Genomic DNA, 15,189 nt, shown 5'->3' with positions numbered 1-15,189 from the left:
TCGGGCTTCGCTTCAGCGAAGACGAAACAAAGGTACGCCGCCGGACATCCTTCCGAAACATCAAGCTGCCGTGACTGCCATCACACCGGCGTACGGCCGCCGCGGATCACACGCCGAACCAACGGCTCGGTATCACCTCGCACCCAGCATTGGAGTCATTCCCGCGCATCGTGGAAGAATCCACGGCTCCTCGTCATCTATCAAAGGGTCAGAGTTCAGTGCTTCGTAACGTTGCCGTGCTGCTTGCCGGCGGTGTGGGCTCCCGCGTGGGTCTCGACATCCCGAAGCAGCTCATCAAGATCGCAGGCATGCCGATCATGGAGCACACCCTCGGCGTGCTCGACCGCCACCCGCAGATCGACGAGATCATCATCCTGATGGCCCCCGGCCACCTCGACGCCGTGCACGCGATGACCCGCGACGGTCGCTACCCGAAGGTCTCCAAGATCCTCGAGGGCGCCGACACCCGCAACGAGACGACCAAGCTCGCCCTGGCCGCCCTCCCCGAGGGCGAGGACTGCAACGTACTGCTCCACGACGCCGTACGTCCGCTGCTCAGCGAGGACGTCATCACCGACTGCTTCAAGGCGCTGGTGACCTACCAGGCCGTCGACGTGGCCATCCCGTCCGCGGACACGATCATCGAGCTCAACGACGACAACACCATCTCGCAGATCCCGGACCGCTCGCGGCTGCGCCGCGGCCAGACCCCGCAGGCCTTCCTCGCCTCGACCCTGAAGCGGGCCTACGAGATCGCCGACCAGGACCCGAAGTTCAAGGCGACCGACGACTGCAGCGTCGTGCTGAAGTACCTGCCCGAGACCAAGATCTGGGTGGTCGACGGTCACGAGCAGAACATGAAGGTCACCGAGCCGATCGACGTCTACATCGCCGACAAGCTCTTCCAGCTCACCGCTCACCAGCAGTTCCCGCAGAAGGACGAGGCCGACTACCGGGCCGCCCTCGAGGGCAAGAACATGGTCGTCTTCGGCGGCAGCTACGGCATCGGCGCCGACATCGCGGAGCTGGCCGAGTCCTACGGCGCCAACGTCGCCTCCTACAGCCGCTCGGCCACCAGCACCGACGTCGCCAAGCGGGCCGACATCGTCGCCGCGGCGGCCGACGCCGGCAAGCGCTTCGGTTCGATCGACTTCGTGGTCAACACCGCTGGCGTGCTGCCGCGTGGCGAGCTCGCCACCGTCTCGGAGGAGACGATCTACAGCGCGACCGAGATCAACTACATCGCGCCGGTCCTGATCGCCCAGGAGTTCTTCCCCTACCTCGCCCGGGCGAAGGGCTCGCTCCTCTTCTTCACCTCGAGCTCCTACACCCGCGGTCGCCGCGGCTACGCGCTCTACTCCTCCGCGAAGGCGGCCACGGTCAACCTGACCCAGGCCCTCGCCGACGAGTGGGCCGACCAGGGCGTACGCGTCAACGCGATCAACCCCGAGCGCACCGGCACCCCGATGCGCACCAAGGCGTTCGGCCAGGAGCCGTCCCACACGCTGCTGGAGTCAAAGGCGGTCGCCCGGGCCTCGCTGGACACCCTGATCGCGTCGAGCACCGGCCACGTCATCGACCTGCGCCGCATCGACCCGATCCAGGAGGCCCTGGACGCTGCGGCCGGGAACTGACCCGATGACCAGCGCCCCGACCGTCTCCGCGGACACGGCCCCCGCCTCGACACCCACGCCCGAGCCGAAGAAGGCCGTACGCCGATCCCGCCTCGGCGCGCTCGACGCGCTCCGCTTCATCGCGGCAGCCGTCGTCGTCGGCTACCACCTCACCGGCATCGCGACCCCTTACTGGGGTCTCGATCCCCGGGAGGTCTTCCCGACCCTCAACCACGTCACCCGCTACGGCTACCTCGGCGTGGAGCTCTTCTTCATCATCAGCGGCTTCGTGATCCTGATGACCGCGTGGGGTCGCGACCTGCCCCGTTTCGTCTCGTCCCGCGTCGCCCGGCTGTTCCCGGCCTACTGGGTCGCCGTCATCATCACGCTGGTCCTCCAGGCCTACTGGAAGGGCGGCCGTGACCAGGGGTTCGTCGGCGGCCTGATCAACATGACGATGACGCAGGACGCCTGGAACGTACTCAGTGCCCAGGGTGCCTTCTGGACGCTCTGGATCGAGCTCAAGTTCTACCTGCTGATCGGCGTCTTCCTGCTCGTCGGAATCACCAAGCAGCGCGTGATCGCGGTCGTGTTCCTGTGGCCGCTGCTGGCCCAGATCGCCCGCGCCACCGACTCCGGCATGCTCAACTCGCTCCTGTTCGCCGAGTACGCCCCGTTCTTCGCGATGGGCATGGCGTTGTTCCTGATCTACCGGTTCGGCAACTCGTTCATCGCCTGGCTCGCGGTGGCCTACAACGTGATCCTGGGCATCCGCCAGGCGACGGAGTACGCCGACCGGGCCACGGAGCTCGTCGGCGCCACCGTCTCGCCGGTGATCACCGGCTGGGCGATCGTGGGATTCGCGGCGCTCGTCTGGCTGGTCTCGGCCGGTCCGCTGGGCCGGGTGGAGGCGCGCTTCCTGACGACCCTCGGAGCGCTGACCTATCCGCTCTACCTGATCCACGCGCAGTTCGCGTTCTGGATCATCGACATGTTCCACGGCCGCTACGACGAGTACGTGGTCCTGGCCGCTGCCGTATCGACCGCCCTCGTGCTGGCCGTCGCGCTCCACTACCTCGTCGAGCGCCGCCTCCACGACCCGGTGCGCGACGCCGTCCTGCGTGGTTTACGGGAGACTCCGCTTCAGGGGCGCTAATGTCGCTCCATGTGGCCCAGAGCCCGGCAGGATCGCGGCACAACGGTTCAGCCCCGGCACATCAATCCATCCCGAGTGCGTCTCCGCCAGGAGATGGCGCGCTTCGCCAAAGGCACCAAGCGTGGCATGCGTGTCCTCGACGCCGGTGCGGGCCGCTCGCCCTACCGGAAGCTGTTCAAGCACGCCCACTACGAGGCTGCTGACTTCGCCCAGCTGAGCTCGGCGTACGCACCGCTGGACTACGTCTGCGACATCACCGACATCCCGGTCGATGACGGCAGCTTCGACCGGGTGATCTGCAACCAGGTCCTCGAGCACGTGCCCGAGCCGGAGAAGGCCATCGCGGAGCTCTACCGCGTACTCAAGCCGGGAGGGCGGATCTTCCTCTCCGCGCCCCTCTTCTTCGCCGAGCACCAGAAGCCCTACGACTTCTTCCGCTACACCCAGTTCTCGCTGCGGAAGATGTTCGAGGAGGCGGGCTTCGAGATCGCCAGGATGAACTGGCTCGAGGGCTACTTCGGGACGGTCGCCTACAGCTACCAGATGATGGCGAAGAACCTCCCCGCCAACGTCGGAGAGCTCCGCGGGCGCGGCCTGCGCTGGAAGCTCGCCTACGTCGCCCCGATCGTGCTCCTCAACCGGAAGCTCGCGCTCCGGCTCAGCCGTCTCTACGCACGGCTGGAGGTCTCCGGCCGCCGCCTCGAGCGCGGGATGCCGAAGAACTACGTCGTGGTCGCGCGTAAGCCCGCCGACGGGACGCCACCCGCATCGAAGCAGCCGGAGGCCGAGACGAAGAGCCAGACGAAGGCCACGCCGACCATGGCCGAGCTCCAGGCCGAGGTCGAGAGGCTGAGGACGGAGACCGTACGCACCCGGGAGTCCCTGCGCGACCCGCTGGTCGACCTCCCCATTCCGGCCGAGGTCCGCACCGTCCTCGACGGTGTCCGCGCCGAGCACCTGACCTACCTCAAGCCCGAGAACCTGCAGGTGCTCGCCCGCCAGGTGCTGGACGCCGATATCCGGGCCCGGCCCGGCCTGATCATCGAGACCGGGGCGGCGCTCGGCGGCTCCTCGATCGTGATGGCCGCGGCGAAGGACCCGAAGCGGCCGATGAGGGTCTACGACGTCTTCGGGATGATCCCGGAGCCATCCGAGCGCGACGGCGACGACGTGCACAAGCGCTACCGGAAGATCGTCAGCGGCACGTCGAAGGGGATCGGCGGAGAGACCTACTACGGCTATCGCGACAACCTCTATGACGAGGTGATCGCCTCATTCACCAGGCACGGGATCGATCCGGCGCAGCACAACGTCGAGCTGGTGCAGGGCCTGTTCCAGGACACGCTGAAGATCGACGAGCCGGTCGCCTTCGCCCACCTCGACGGTGACTGGTACGAGTCGACGATGACGTGCTTGGAGCGGATCGCCCCCCACCTGGTCGTGGGCGGACGGATCGTGCTCGACGACTACTTCCACTACAGCGGGTGCCGCGACGCGGTCGACGAGTATTTCAAGGACCGTCCCGGGTTCCGGATGGAGCGGCGTACGAAGTTACACGTCGTACGTGTAGGAATACCCGGTTAACCGGGTATTCCTACACACAGATCCGGAGCCTGACGCCCGCCGGTCAGCGTCGCTGCAGGTGAAGGACGTCGTTCGGACCGAACGACACCTCGAAGTTCGGGCGCACCTCGCGCGGCCGGCCGAGCTTGGTCTCCCAGTTCCAGTTGTGGACCGTGAACCGGAGCCGTAGGTCGAGGTTGCGTGCCCTCTCCGAGAACTCCTCGAAGACCTCCGCGAGGTCGAACCTGGAGGCGAGCCGGAACTCGCCCCGGCCCTCGGACGAGACCTCGAGCGGCAGCGCGGCCACCTCGCCGGTCTCGTTGCAGACGGCGTCGAGGGTGACGATGCGGTCCGCCATCACACCCTTCGGCCACTCCCCCATCACGGTGAGCATGGCGTCGAAGCGGAGCGTACGAGAGTCACGGAAGGCGGCCGAGCTGGCCTGGGTGCGGCCCAGGCGGCTGGCCGGACCCGGCAGTCGAGTCGCGACGCCCTCGGGCATCGGGCGCGCCCAGCCGAGGGCGTGGACGTCGAGCCGGGCGCGTGCCTTCTCGATCCGGCCCGGCCGCTGCGCGACGGCGCCCTCGAAGGCGACCCGCCAGTCATCGAGGAAGGCGCGCCAGTCGTGCTTGCTCGCCTTCTCCAGGGCCTTGCGGGACATCTCGGCCACCTTCTCGGGGGCGTCGATCATCTGGATGCAGCGCTCGGCGACCGCGTCCATGTCCTCGGCCTCGACGATGAAGCCGTCGACCCCGTCGCTGATCTGCTCGCGCGGACCGTAGTTGATGTCGTAGCTGATCACCGGGCAGCCGAAGGAGAGCGACTCGAGGGTCGCCAGCGGGTAGCCCTCGTTGACGCTGGTCATGATGAACCCGGTGGCGTGCAGCAGCGCTTCCTTGGCTCGCGGGTCGTGACCCATGAGCTGGACGTTCTTGCCGACGTCGAGGGTCTCGATCAGGTCGGCGAGCGGCTTGTAGAGCTTGCCGTCACCGTAGATCTGGAACTTGGCCTCCGGACGCTTCTCGATCACCTTCGCGAAGGCCTTGATGGCGTGCTCGAGGCGCTTCTGCGGCTCGAGCCGGGCGACGGTGACGAACGTCGCCGGCTCCCGCTGAGGCATCGTCTCGGGCAGCACCGGCAGCTCGACCGGGTTGGGCACCACGAACCGGTGCGAGGTCGAGCCGTAGCGCATCGCGATGTGCTCCGACTGACGATGGGTCAGGTTCACCAGCGCGTCGTACTCGTGGATGTTGTCGAGCAGCGGGGCGTACTTGCCCGAGAGCTGGGAGTTCCAGCGCCGTTCCTTCACGACATGGTTGTTGTGCATGAGGTGGAGGAAGTAGAAGCGGTCGTCCTGGCGGGGCATGACGTCACGCAGCGCGAACCGGGAGTCGGTCACGAAGAAGACCCGCTCGGCGTCGCCGGCGAGCAGCTCGAGCCAGTGCCACAGCCAGCCGCCCACGGTCTCCCACGACCGGATCGGGAGCCCCTCGGCGTCGGTGAGGATGTACGGCACCCGGGACGCGGCCGGGGCACCCGGACCCGGCGCCCGCAGGTAGATCGACCCGTCGGCGCGACGGTAGTCGCGCGCCAGGTCCTTCCCGGACTGCGAGTGGGCGGTGTAGTAGACGGTGCCGTCGGGATGGAGTACGTCCGAGATGGTCGTGCCGGCCACCTCGCCCAACTGGCCCCCGAGCGCGGCCACGGACTCGTCCGGCGCGTCGGTCGGGGTGTTCAGCCGGTACCACTCGTAGAGGTTGAGGAGGTCCATGCCCTCGACCAGCTGGCCCGACTCGCGCAGCACCTCGCGCACCTCGTCGTAGACGGGCTTCGACTCGGTGGTCAGCAGCGTGGTCGGGATCCCGGTGTGCTGGGTGATCAGGCGGTTGCGCATGATCATCGCCCGCGTCTGTCCACCGAACTTGGTCGCGATCTCGTTGCACATCGTGAGGTAGCGGCCCTCGGGGAACGCGACCTGCTCGTGGGGGTTGGGGATCGGCATGCGCAGAGATTAGTCGGCGTCTTTGGGGATTGCCGATTCTTCGGGCAGGATATCCGGCCGGGATCATAGGGGGAAACGTGTGAACGGACCGCGAACATCGCGGCTCCGCCCGACGACACTGCGTCGAACCATCAATGAAGGAGTCCCATGGCCAGCCCAGCTCGACGACTCGCTCGCCAGCTGCTTCCCGAGCGCCTGCGTCAGAGCCTGACCGCTCGCGTCCCGTCCATCTCGGAGGGTGCGCCGCAGGACTCTAAGCCGGCGCCGATCTCCATCGAGGTCGAACCGCTCGTCGTCGCCGCTGATCTCGACGGTGCGGTCAACGCCGCCGGTGGCGGCTTCTACGAGCGCGCCTGGGCCCTCTTCCAGGGCATCCCGGTGGAGGAGTGGGCCGCGAAGGCCGCCGACGAGTACGTCATGTCCGGCCTCCACGTCGACCCCGAGGCGACCCGCGCGACCCTGCGCGACCTCGCCGCGTCCGGCGCGGCGTACGTCCCGGGCCGCGCGTGGCTCGCGATGACCAGCCGCGTCTTCGGCTTCGGCGACCAGGAGCTGGCCCGCAGCCTCTACGCCCGGCTCGACGAGGCCGTCGGCGACGGCACCAACGGCGACACCAAGTGGGTCGTCGAGAGCCGTGACTGGCTGCACCCGTGGGTGGCGGCCGACAACGACGAGCCCGACGCTCCGGCCGCGCCGGAGGGCACCGTCTCCTACGCCGTCGTCGACTACGGCCACCCCGGCCGCTCCCGCGCCTCCGCCAACATCGGCGACCACGTCCAGACCGTCGCCTCGCTCGGTCACGTGGTGCGCCACCGCGACCTCGAGTTCACCGGCGAGTCCGAGCTCGACGACATGGCCAACCGGCTGCGCGAGCGGGTCCGCCCCGAGCGCGTCCGCGAGGGCCTGTCCGCCAAGGTCCAGCTGATGACCCTGCAGCGCGACGCGTCGATGTACCAGCCGGTCCCGAAGGACACCTGGATGCTCGGCTTCGGGTGGTACATGCACCCGATCTTCGAGATGCGCTACGGGATGCCATTCCACAAGAACCTGCGCCCGATCTTCGTCTCGTTCCACTGCAGCACCCGCGCCATGATGACCGACGAGACGATCGAATACCTCAAGAAGTACGCCCCGATCGGCTGCCGCGACTGGACGACCGTCGACATCCTGCTCTCCGTCGGCGTGCCCGCCTTCTTCTCCGGCTGCCTCACCACCACGGTCTCGACGGTCTTCCCCGACGCCACCGAGCTGCCCGGCCCGGACGCGCCGGTCGGCTACGTCGACGTCTTCGACGGCACCATCCCCGAGGGCGCCCCGACCTACGCCCAGGGCGGCCTCGACGAGGTCCGCTTCCGGCCGTTCGTGCAGAACATCGACGACGCGATCACGATGCTCGAGGGCTACCGTCGCGACCACCGCAAGCTGGTCACCAGCCGCCTGCACTGCTACCTGCCCGGTCGCAGCATCGGCATCGACATCGACTTCCGCCCGAAGAACCTCTCCGACCCGCGCTTCGCCGGCCTCAACCCGCTCACCCCTGCCGAGTTCGACGGCATCCGGGAGAGCATGAACGACCGGCTCGAGACGATCCTCACCAAGATCTTCTCCGGCGCCAGCGTCGAGGAGGTCTACACGCAGTGGCGCGAGATGAACGCCGCCGAGGTCGAGATCGCCCGTGAGCGCCGGGCCGGTGCCCGCAAGGTGGGCGAGCTGGTCAGCTCGATCGCCGAGGACGTACGCAGCAACTCGGTCAGCACCCCGGAGCAGGTCCCGGCCGACGCGATCCACGTCGCCGTCTCGGCCCGTCCGAAGCAGCGCCCGAAGCTGCGCCGGCTGATCAAGTCCATCGCCGCCTACTCGTCCCGTCCGGTCCACCTGTGGGTCCAGACCGGTGGCACCGACCTGCGGCTCGACGAGCTCGCCCGGCCGGGGATCACGCTCAGCGCCCTGGACGTGTCCGGCTTCGACGGCATCAAGCAGCCCGACGGCAGCACGCTCCCGATCGGCCAGGTCGAGCGGCTCGTGGTCGCCGACCTGCTCCCCGACGTCGACAAGCTCGTCATCCTTCCGGTCTCCGCGGTGCTGACCGAGGACATCGCCGGGCTCGCCGACACCGACCTGGAGGGCAACCTGGTGGCTGCCGCCGACGTCGTCGGCACGCGCGCGGTCAGCGGTTTCCAGCAGATCCACGCCGCCGCCAACAAGCAGGCCGAGCGCACCACCGAGGCGGCCGAGCTGCGTCGGGACGGCCACCAGCGGCATGCCTTCGACTTCGACGCCTTCGACATCGACGTGCTCGTGCTCGACGCCGCTCAGTGGCGCACTCAGGACCTGCTCACCTCGCTGGCGCCCTATGTCGAGACGTACGGGATGACCTACCGCAACGTGCTTCTCCTCGAGGTCGGCCCGCACCGCGCGGTCCTGCCGGAGCGCTGGAACGCGATCCCCGGCAAGACCGCGGTGGCCAAGCCGGCTCTCGCCCGGCTGCCGTGATCCTGGCCTGAGGCCCTAGAAAGCAGCGATGGCGCGCCCCGCAAGGGGACGCGCCATCGCTGCTTTTGTGACCGTCAGGGCTTGTCGAAGCTGGGCTTGTCGAAGAAGGCCTCGACGACCCGCTCGGTCGCCTTGCCGTCCTGGGTGTACTGGTACTTGGCGTTGAACTCGGCGATCCGGTCGCGGTGCTCGGCCTCGAGCCGGTCCAGGTCGGACAGGGCCGCGACGACCTCCTCGGCGGTGTCGAGCATCGGCCCGGGGGCGGTGTCGGCGTAGTCGTAGAGGAAGCCGCGGATGCCGCCGGTGTAGTCGGACAGGTCGGGCACCAGGAACACCATCGGCCGGCCGGTGAGGGCGAAGTCGAAGCGCAGGCTGGAGTAGTCGAGCACCGCCGCGTCGGAGGCCAGGATCAGGTCGTTGATCTCCGGGTAGTCGGTGACGTCGATGATCCGGGCGGTGCGCTCGCTGCGCTCGCTGCCCTTGGAGTTGAACCGGTGACCGCGGAGCAGGATGACGTACTCGTCGCCCAGGGCCTCGCTGGCCGCGACCACGTCGAGGTGCTCGACCATCTTCGCCGAGCGGTAGTTGAGCGCCAGGTGGTCCCGCCAGGTCGGGGCGTAGAGGACCACCTTCTGGTGCGAACCGATGCCGAGCAGGTTGCGCGTACGCTCGCGGGCCTCCGCCGCCGACGGGAGGACCAGCGCGTCGTCGCGCGGGTAGCCCTCGCCGTGGATCGGGCCGTCGTAGGCGTACTCCTCGCGGTAGTAGCGGTCCATCTCCGGCGTCGGGGTCAGGATCAGGTCCCACCCGGCGGTCGTACGGTCGAGCTCGGCCTCGCAGCGCAGCGGCGAGAACATCTTCGCGCGCCACATCCGCAGGCCCATCGACTTGGCCGGGTAGCCGTGGAAGGTCTGCAGGAACCGCTGCCCCTCCCGCTTGCGCCACCAGCGGTCGAAGTCGATGTTCTGGACGAGGTACTTCGCGGTGCCGATGACCCGGTACCACTCCGGGCTCTGCAGCACGACCGGGACGCCGCCCTCGGGGACCCGGGAAGCGTGGTCGGCGACGCCCCAGTAGATGGTGAGGTCGGGCCGGGTGCGACGCAGGTGCTCGTGGATCGCGAGCTGGGAGTCGGTGGCGGTCGAGCCGGCGTAGGTCGAGAGATAGACCGCGGACTCGTCGAGCGGCTCCTCGGCCGCCAGCACGCGCTCGCGGGCGAGGTTGTGGGCGTAGCTGCCGGCGTGGTCGACGGGGATCGGCGGCTGCAGGGTGACTCCCGGGCCGTTGCCGTTGACCGGGCGCAGCCGGACCTCGTCGCTGGTCTGGAACTCGGCCTGGTGCTCGAGGAACGCGGTGGTGTGGCGTACGTTGCCGGGTCGCTTGGCTCCGCAGGTGAGCTGGAACTGGTAGATGCCGCTGGGCAGGACGGACTCGCCCAGGCCCCACTCGTCCCAGCGCAGCGTGAAGACGACCTCGAACGCGGCAGCAGCGGTGTCGATCTTGACGGTCTCGCTGTGGCGCGATCCGGAGAGGGTCAGTCGGGCGTGCTTCGGGATCGAGCTGAGCCACTCGCCCCGCACCGTGATCTGGCCGTCGCCGAGCTCGACGCGGTCGATCGCGACGGTGTCGGTCACCTCGATGATCTGGGCGTAGCCCCGGCCGTCTCGCGAAGCCAGCACGCTGCCTCCGCGTTCGCCGCTCCACGGCGAACCGATCGGGTCGGTCCAGACGATCCGGCCAGAGGTCCCGCCCTGGAGAGTGTCCAGCCGCCAGGCGGCCGGCACCCCGGGCTCGACGGCACCGTGGGCGGGGAGGCTGAGCGTGACCTTGCCGTCCTTGACGGGCGCCTCGATGCGTACGCCGCCACCGATCGCCCGCACGGCCTGCGGCAGCTCACCGGCGAGGGTCAGGGATACTGTGCGGCCGTCGACCTCCGCCTTCTCCAGGGAGGTGGCCGTCGTCGGGACGGCGCGGAAGCTGAGCTGGTCCAGGTAGCGGTCGCAGGCCACCGACAGGCCGGCGGAGGTGTGGACCCGCGGCCGGTAGCGCGTCGCCAGGTTGCCCGCCGGGCCGCGGGTGTCGATCTGGACCTCGCTGGTGGTGCGGACGACGCCGTCGACGCCGACGGTGACCTCGAGGTGCCAGCGCCCGGCGGTGAGCCGGGTGAGGTCGATCTCGGTGCGGCACCCGCCGGCGCGGTAGTCCTGGTACTTGTGGCCGATGGTCATGTTGGCCTGCGCGTCGCGCCGCGGCGTCACGGTCAGGTCGATCGGGTCGGGCAGCGCCGTGTCGGGGTCGCTCGCGGCGCCGTCCTCGTCGGCGGTGGCGACCAGGTCGGGCACCAGGCGGGCGGTGAAGAACGGGGTCGCCTCGGCGAGGTCGACGAGCTCGATCCGCGCCACCAGGTCGACCACGACCCGGTCGGAGTCGAGCGGACGTACGTCCCGCACCAGCACCCGCGCCGGCGTCTCGTGCTCGTTGAGCGTGGTCACGGCCTCGGGCAGGTCCGTGTCGGGGAAGATCCCGCGCACCTGACCGCCGACGACCCGGGTGCGCAGGTTGCCGCGCTCGAACCAGCGCGACGCGACGAACGCGGTCAGCTCCTCGCGCTGGTCGGCGATGAGGTAGGTCAGCCGGGCCCGCACCTCGACCGGGAGCTTGAGCCACACCTCCGGAGAGGCGTCGCGCTCGATCTCGACGACGAGGTCGCGCAGGGCGGTCCACTGCTCGGCGCTCATCCGCTCGACGTCACCGAGGATGGTGTTGGCGCGGCCGGCGAGCCCGCCGAGCGCCCAGTGGTCGCGCAGGTCGGAGGCCAGCTCGCCGATCGCGACCCAGGTCGAGCGGGTCTGCGCGATCCACTCCTCCATCCCCAGGGTCTGGTCGTGGAGCTGCTCGACCGGGGTGCCGTCGGCGCGGTCCATGTCGACGCACACCGGCGCGGTGACCACGTCGAAGCGGCTGGCCTTCAGGTAGCCGTCGAAGCCGACCGCGTCGGCGCCGCCGCGGCCGCCGAAGCTGAAGCCGTTCTGACGCCAGAACGAGGTGCGGAAGAGCCGGTTGCTCACCCCGACATCGCTCAGCGCCACCGGGAACTCGTCGAGGGTGAGGCCGGAGCGGTTCTCGGCGTGCACGAGGTCGTAGGCCGGCACCACCGGCGGGGAGAGCCGCTGGCGACTCTCGATACGACCGACAGCGAGATCGGAGCCGCTCTCCTCCAGGGAGGTCACCAGCGTACGCATCGCGTTCTGGGTGAGGAGGTCGGCGGCGAGCAGGAAGCAGACGTAGGCTCCGCGCGCCACGCGACCACCACGGTCGCGGGCCTCGGCCTGCGTCGCGGAGCTGTCCAGCAGCCGCAGGCGGTAGTCGTCAGGGAGATCGGCGAGGATCTGATCGCTCACCACACTGGCCTGGCCGTAGGGGGCGATCAGGATCTCGAGGGTCGTGTGGGTCTGCTCGCGCACGGAGAGCAGCGACTCGGCCAGATACTGCTTGTCCTGGTCGGTCACCGTCACCACGACCGAGACGAGCGGACCGCGCTCGTGGCCGAGAACGCGATGCCCGGCGTCACGAGCCAGTCGACGGACACCCTGAGGCATCCTTCGTTCGGCGCGACGCAAGACGTCGACGATTCCCTGACCCATGCACAGTCCCTCTCGGTTCGAGGGCGTCCCGAATGACGCTCCCGCGAATCTGATCGAACTCAGAGGTTACAGGCGAACGAACAGTCTTCCGCACTCCGGCCGATACCCCTCAGGGAACCTTCGCCAGGGAGTCTGCCGATCGAGACCACGATCCCGCCCGGCAGACGTACGGTGCTCACGTGCACCTCTGAGCCAGAGTCGTCGGCCATCAGGGCCACGATGTCGGCGACGCCGCGGCCGGTGAGCTTCACGACGCACTCCGCCCGGGTCCATCGCTCCCAGAACCCGTCGGTGCCGAACCGCCTGGCGAGGGCCGCCGGGACCGTACGCTCCACCTCGGCGTCAACCGCCACCGGGACGTCGTAGGAGCCCGCCCAGGCGACCACCCGGCCGTCGTGCAGGTGGCTGCGCGCGCGATAGCCGGCGAGCTCGGCATCGCTGCCGACGCGGAGCCGGCCGGCGGGCATCAGATCGAGCCGCCGCCGTCGATGACGATCGACTGGCCGTTGATGTTGGTCTGCTCGAGCAGCAGCATCCGCACGGTCGGCACGACGTCCTCGGGAGTGGTCATCGCACCCGAGGGCGTACGCCGCGCGATCGACTCGAGCTGGTTCGCACCGAGCACCGCGGACATCTCCGAGGCGAAGAACCCGGGAGCGACCGAGTTGACCAGCACCCGGCCACCGAGCTCACGGGCCAGCGAGCGGGTCGCCGCGTCGAGACCGCCCTTGGCGGCCGAGTAGGCCACCAGTCCCTGATAGCCGCGCTGGCCACAGATCGAGGTCACGTTGACGACCCGACCCTTCAGACCCTTGCCGATCAGGCGCCGCAGCACGAACCGGGTCAGCACCAGGGGCGCGGTCAGGTTGGTCTCGATGATCTGCGCGATCCGGTCCGACGAGGTGTGCACGTGCAGCGAGTCCTGGCCGATCGCGGCGTTGTTGACCAGGCCGTCGATGACGCCGAGCCTGGCCTCGACCTCCTTGACGAACGCCTGGGCCGCCTTCTCGTCGGTCACGTCGACCGAGCCGAAGTGGGTGTCCTCGGGGTACTTCGAGGCCAGCGCCTCGAGCTCGGGGGTCACCGTGCGCGCGAAGGCCGCGACCTTCACCCCGCGCTCGAGCAGGTCGGTGACGATGGCGAGGCCGAGGCCGCGGGAGGCACCGGAGACCAGCACGACTGACGCGGGCGGGAAGGGTTGAAAGTCAGACATCACTCTTCAGGGTCTCCTTGGCCGGGATCTCGGCAAGCATCTTGATGCGCCGCGGCACGGCGTACTCGGGCAGCCGCTCGGCGGCCCAACGGGTCAGGTCGTCGGCGGTCACGCCCGCGTCCTGGTCGGCGACCACGTCGGCGACGACCATGGTGCCGACCAGTGGCGCCTTCCGGCCGCGTACGGACGCCCAGGCGATCGCGGGATGGGACTGCAGCAGGTCGCGTACGGCACCGGCCGACACCTTGGAGCCGCCGACGTTGAGCTCGTCGCGGTCCAGTCGACCGGTGACCAGGACCCGGCCGTCCTCGATACGGACGGCATCGCCGGTGCGTACGGCCCCGGCCATCTCAACGCCCGAGGCGTCGGTGCCGTGGTGCGGCGAGGTGATCACCAGCTCGCCGTCGACCACCGACAGTCGCGGGCGACCGGGGACGTCGCCCTCGAGCCACTCCTCCGGAAAACCGGCGCGACCGTCGTGGACGACGATCGAGGCGCCCACCTCGGAGGAGGCGTAGATCCAGGAGACGCGCGCATCAGGGAAGGCCTCGCCGAGCTGCGTCAGCACCGCCTGGTCGACCGGTTCGCCACCGAGGGTGACCTGCTCGAGCGGGAGCTTCTGCAGCTCGGCGCCGTGGCGCATCAGCGTACGCCGCCAGAACGTCGGGGTTCCGGACACGGCGGTCACGCCGTGCTCGAGCGCAGGCGCCACCCAGTCGTCCAGGTCGGCCGGGTCGACGAGCACCAGGTCCTGGCCGGGCACACCCAGCCCGAGGGTGATCACCTGCCACCAGGCGTAGGTGCCGGGCGAGTAGGGGCACAGCCAGGTGCGCGGAGCGAGCTCGCCGGTCACCGTCGAGAGCGACTCCAGGGTGTGCCCGACCCGCTTGGGCCGGCCGGTCGACCCGGAGGTGAGCAACCAGACCCGGCCGTCCTCGGCCGCACGGGGGCTGGTGGCCTCTTGCACGCCGCCGGACGGCTCGACGAGGTCGAACCCGGCCTCACGAAGCTCCGTCGCAAGGGACTCGTCGCGCCGGCCGGCGGCGACGACGAGCAGCTCGCCGCCGTCCTTCAGCCCGGCGACCGCTGGCAGCGCATCGACACTGTGCTCCACCACATGAGCCGTCGGCGCCGGCCGTGGCGCGGCGTGCTGGACGAGCTCGCCCCAGGTCGTGCGCCTCCCCGTCCGGGCGTCGACGACGAGGTTGTCGGCGATCACTGCCCCTGGATCTCCACGAGCAGGTCGAGCACGTCTCCGATCGTCTCGATCGAGCGAAGTCCGGCCGCCTCGAAGTTGAGCTCGTCGCCGATCTCGTCCTCGACCCGGAGCGCGAGCTCGGAGAAGTCGAGGGAGCGGAAGCCGATGTCGGCCAGCTTCGCGGTGTCGTCAGCAGGCAGGGTCTTCCCCTGCACGGCCAGCACCTCACCCATGAGCTTGCGGACCGCCGGTCGGTCAAGAGTCTCCATGGCCCCGGACCATATAACGTGACGGCGCATCCCCTGAT

10 protein-coding genes are annotated in these 15,189 nt (G+C 69.3%); 4 read left to right on the top strand and 6 right to left on the bottom strand.

Annotated features, from left to right (window positions below; all coding sequences use genetic code 11):
• Positions 1–218 precede the first annotated feature (218 nt).
• The 3 genes from ABZU72_RS03315 to ABZU72_RS03305 all read left to right on the top strand — a co-directional run bounded on the left by ABZU72_RS03315 (position 219) and on the right by ABZU72_RS03305 (position 4,353).
• Positions 219–1,634, top strand: coding sequence for a bifunctional cytidylyltransferase/SDR family oxidoreductase (locus tag ABZU72_RS03315; RefSeq protein WP_355017488.1), 1,416 nt, complete (start codon positions 219–221; stop codon positions 1,632–1,634).
• Positions 1,635–1,638: 4 nt separating this feature from the next.
• On the top strand, positions 1,639–2,769 hold the full coding sequence (locus ABZU72_RS03310) for an acyltransferase (RefSeq protein WP_355017487.1): 1,131 nt from the start codon (positions 1,639–1,641) through the stop codon (positions 2,767–2,769).
• A gap of 75 nt (positions 2,770–2,844) precedes the next feature.
• Positions 2,845–4,353, top strand: a complete 1,509-nt coding sequence (locus tag ABZU72_RS03305; protein ID WP_355017486.1) for a class I SAM-dependent methyltransferase — start codon at positions 2,845–2,847, stop codon at positions 4,351–4,353.
• 43 nt (positions 4,354–4,396) lie between these two features.
• Here the strand turns inward: ABZU72_RS03305 and ABZU72_RS03300 are convergent, their stop codons facing one another.
• Positions 4,397–6,334 carry a glycosyltransferase gene (locus tag ABZU72_RS03300; RefSeq protein ID WP_355017485.1) on the bottom strand — a complete coding sequence of 646 codons (1,938 nt, stop codon included), beginning with the start codon at positions 6,332–6,334 and terminating at the stop codon, positions 4,397–4,399.
• A gap of 147 nt (positions 6,335–6,481) precedes the next feature.
• Here ABZU72_RS03300 and ABZU72_RS03295 point away from each other — a divergent pair, with 147 nt between their 5' ends.
• The gene (locus ABZU72_RS03295; RefSeq protein ID WP_355017484.1) at positions 6,482–8,827 is read left to right on the top strand and encodes a hypothetical protein; all 2,346 of its coding nucleotides are present in this window, start codon (positions 6,482–6,484) and stop codon (positions 8,825–8,827) included.
• 74 nt (positions 8,828–8,901) lie between these two features.
• On the opposite strand, the gene ABZU72_RS03290 is transcribed toward ABZU72_RS03295, so the two are convergent.
• The 5 genes from ABZU72_RS03290 to ABZU72_RS03270 are packed head-to-tail and all read right to left on the bottom strand — an operon-like array spanning position 8,902 to position 15,151.
• Positions 8,902–12,471, bottom strand: coding sequence for a CDP-glycerol glycerophosphotransferase family protein (locus ABZU72_RS03290; protein ID WP_355017483.1), 3,570 nt, complete (start codon positions 12,469–12,471; stop codon positions 8,902–8,904).
• Positions 12,472–12,530: 59 nt separating this feature from the next.
• Positions 12,531–12,938 (bottom strand): hypothetical protein, encoded by a 408-nt coding sequence (locus tag ABZU72_RS03285; RefSeq protein WP_355017482.1) that lies wholly within the window; start codon positions 12,936–12,938, stop codon positions 12,531–12,533.
• On the bottom strand, positions 12,938–13,684 hold the full coding sequence (locus tag ABZU72_RS03280; protein WP_355017481.1) for an SDR family NAD(P)-dependent oxidoreductase: 747 nt from the start codon (positions 13,682–13,684) through the stop codon (positions 12,938–12,940). The genes ABZU72_RS03285 and ABZU72_RS03280 overlap by 1 nt, the downstream gene beginning before the upstream one ends.
• A complete protein-coding gene (locus ABZU72_RS03275) occupies positions 13,677–14,903 on the bottom strand; it encodes an AMP-binding protein (RefSeq protein ID WP_355017480.1) in 1,227 nt (408 codons plus the stop codon). The genes ABZU72_RS03280 and ABZU72_RS03275 overlap by 8 nt, the downstream gene beginning before the upstream one ends.
• A complete protein-coding gene (locus tag ABZU72_RS03270) occupies positions 14,900–15,151 on the bottom strand; it encodes a phosphopantetheine-binding protein (protein ID WP_008354901.1) in 252 nt (83 codons plus the stop codon). The genes ABZU72_RS03275 and ABZU72_RS03270 overlap by 4 nt, the downstream gene beginning before the upstream one ends.
• Positions 15,152–15,189 lie beyond the last annotated feature (38 nt).

Source organism: Nocardioides sp. NPDC004968 (assembly GCF_040608935.1).
Lineage (GTDB): Bacteria > Actinomycetota > Actinomycetes > Propionibacteriales > Nocardioidaceae > Nocardioides.
Note: the sequence above shows the minus strand (reverse complement) of the source record. Positions and strands in the feature narration are given on the sequence as shown.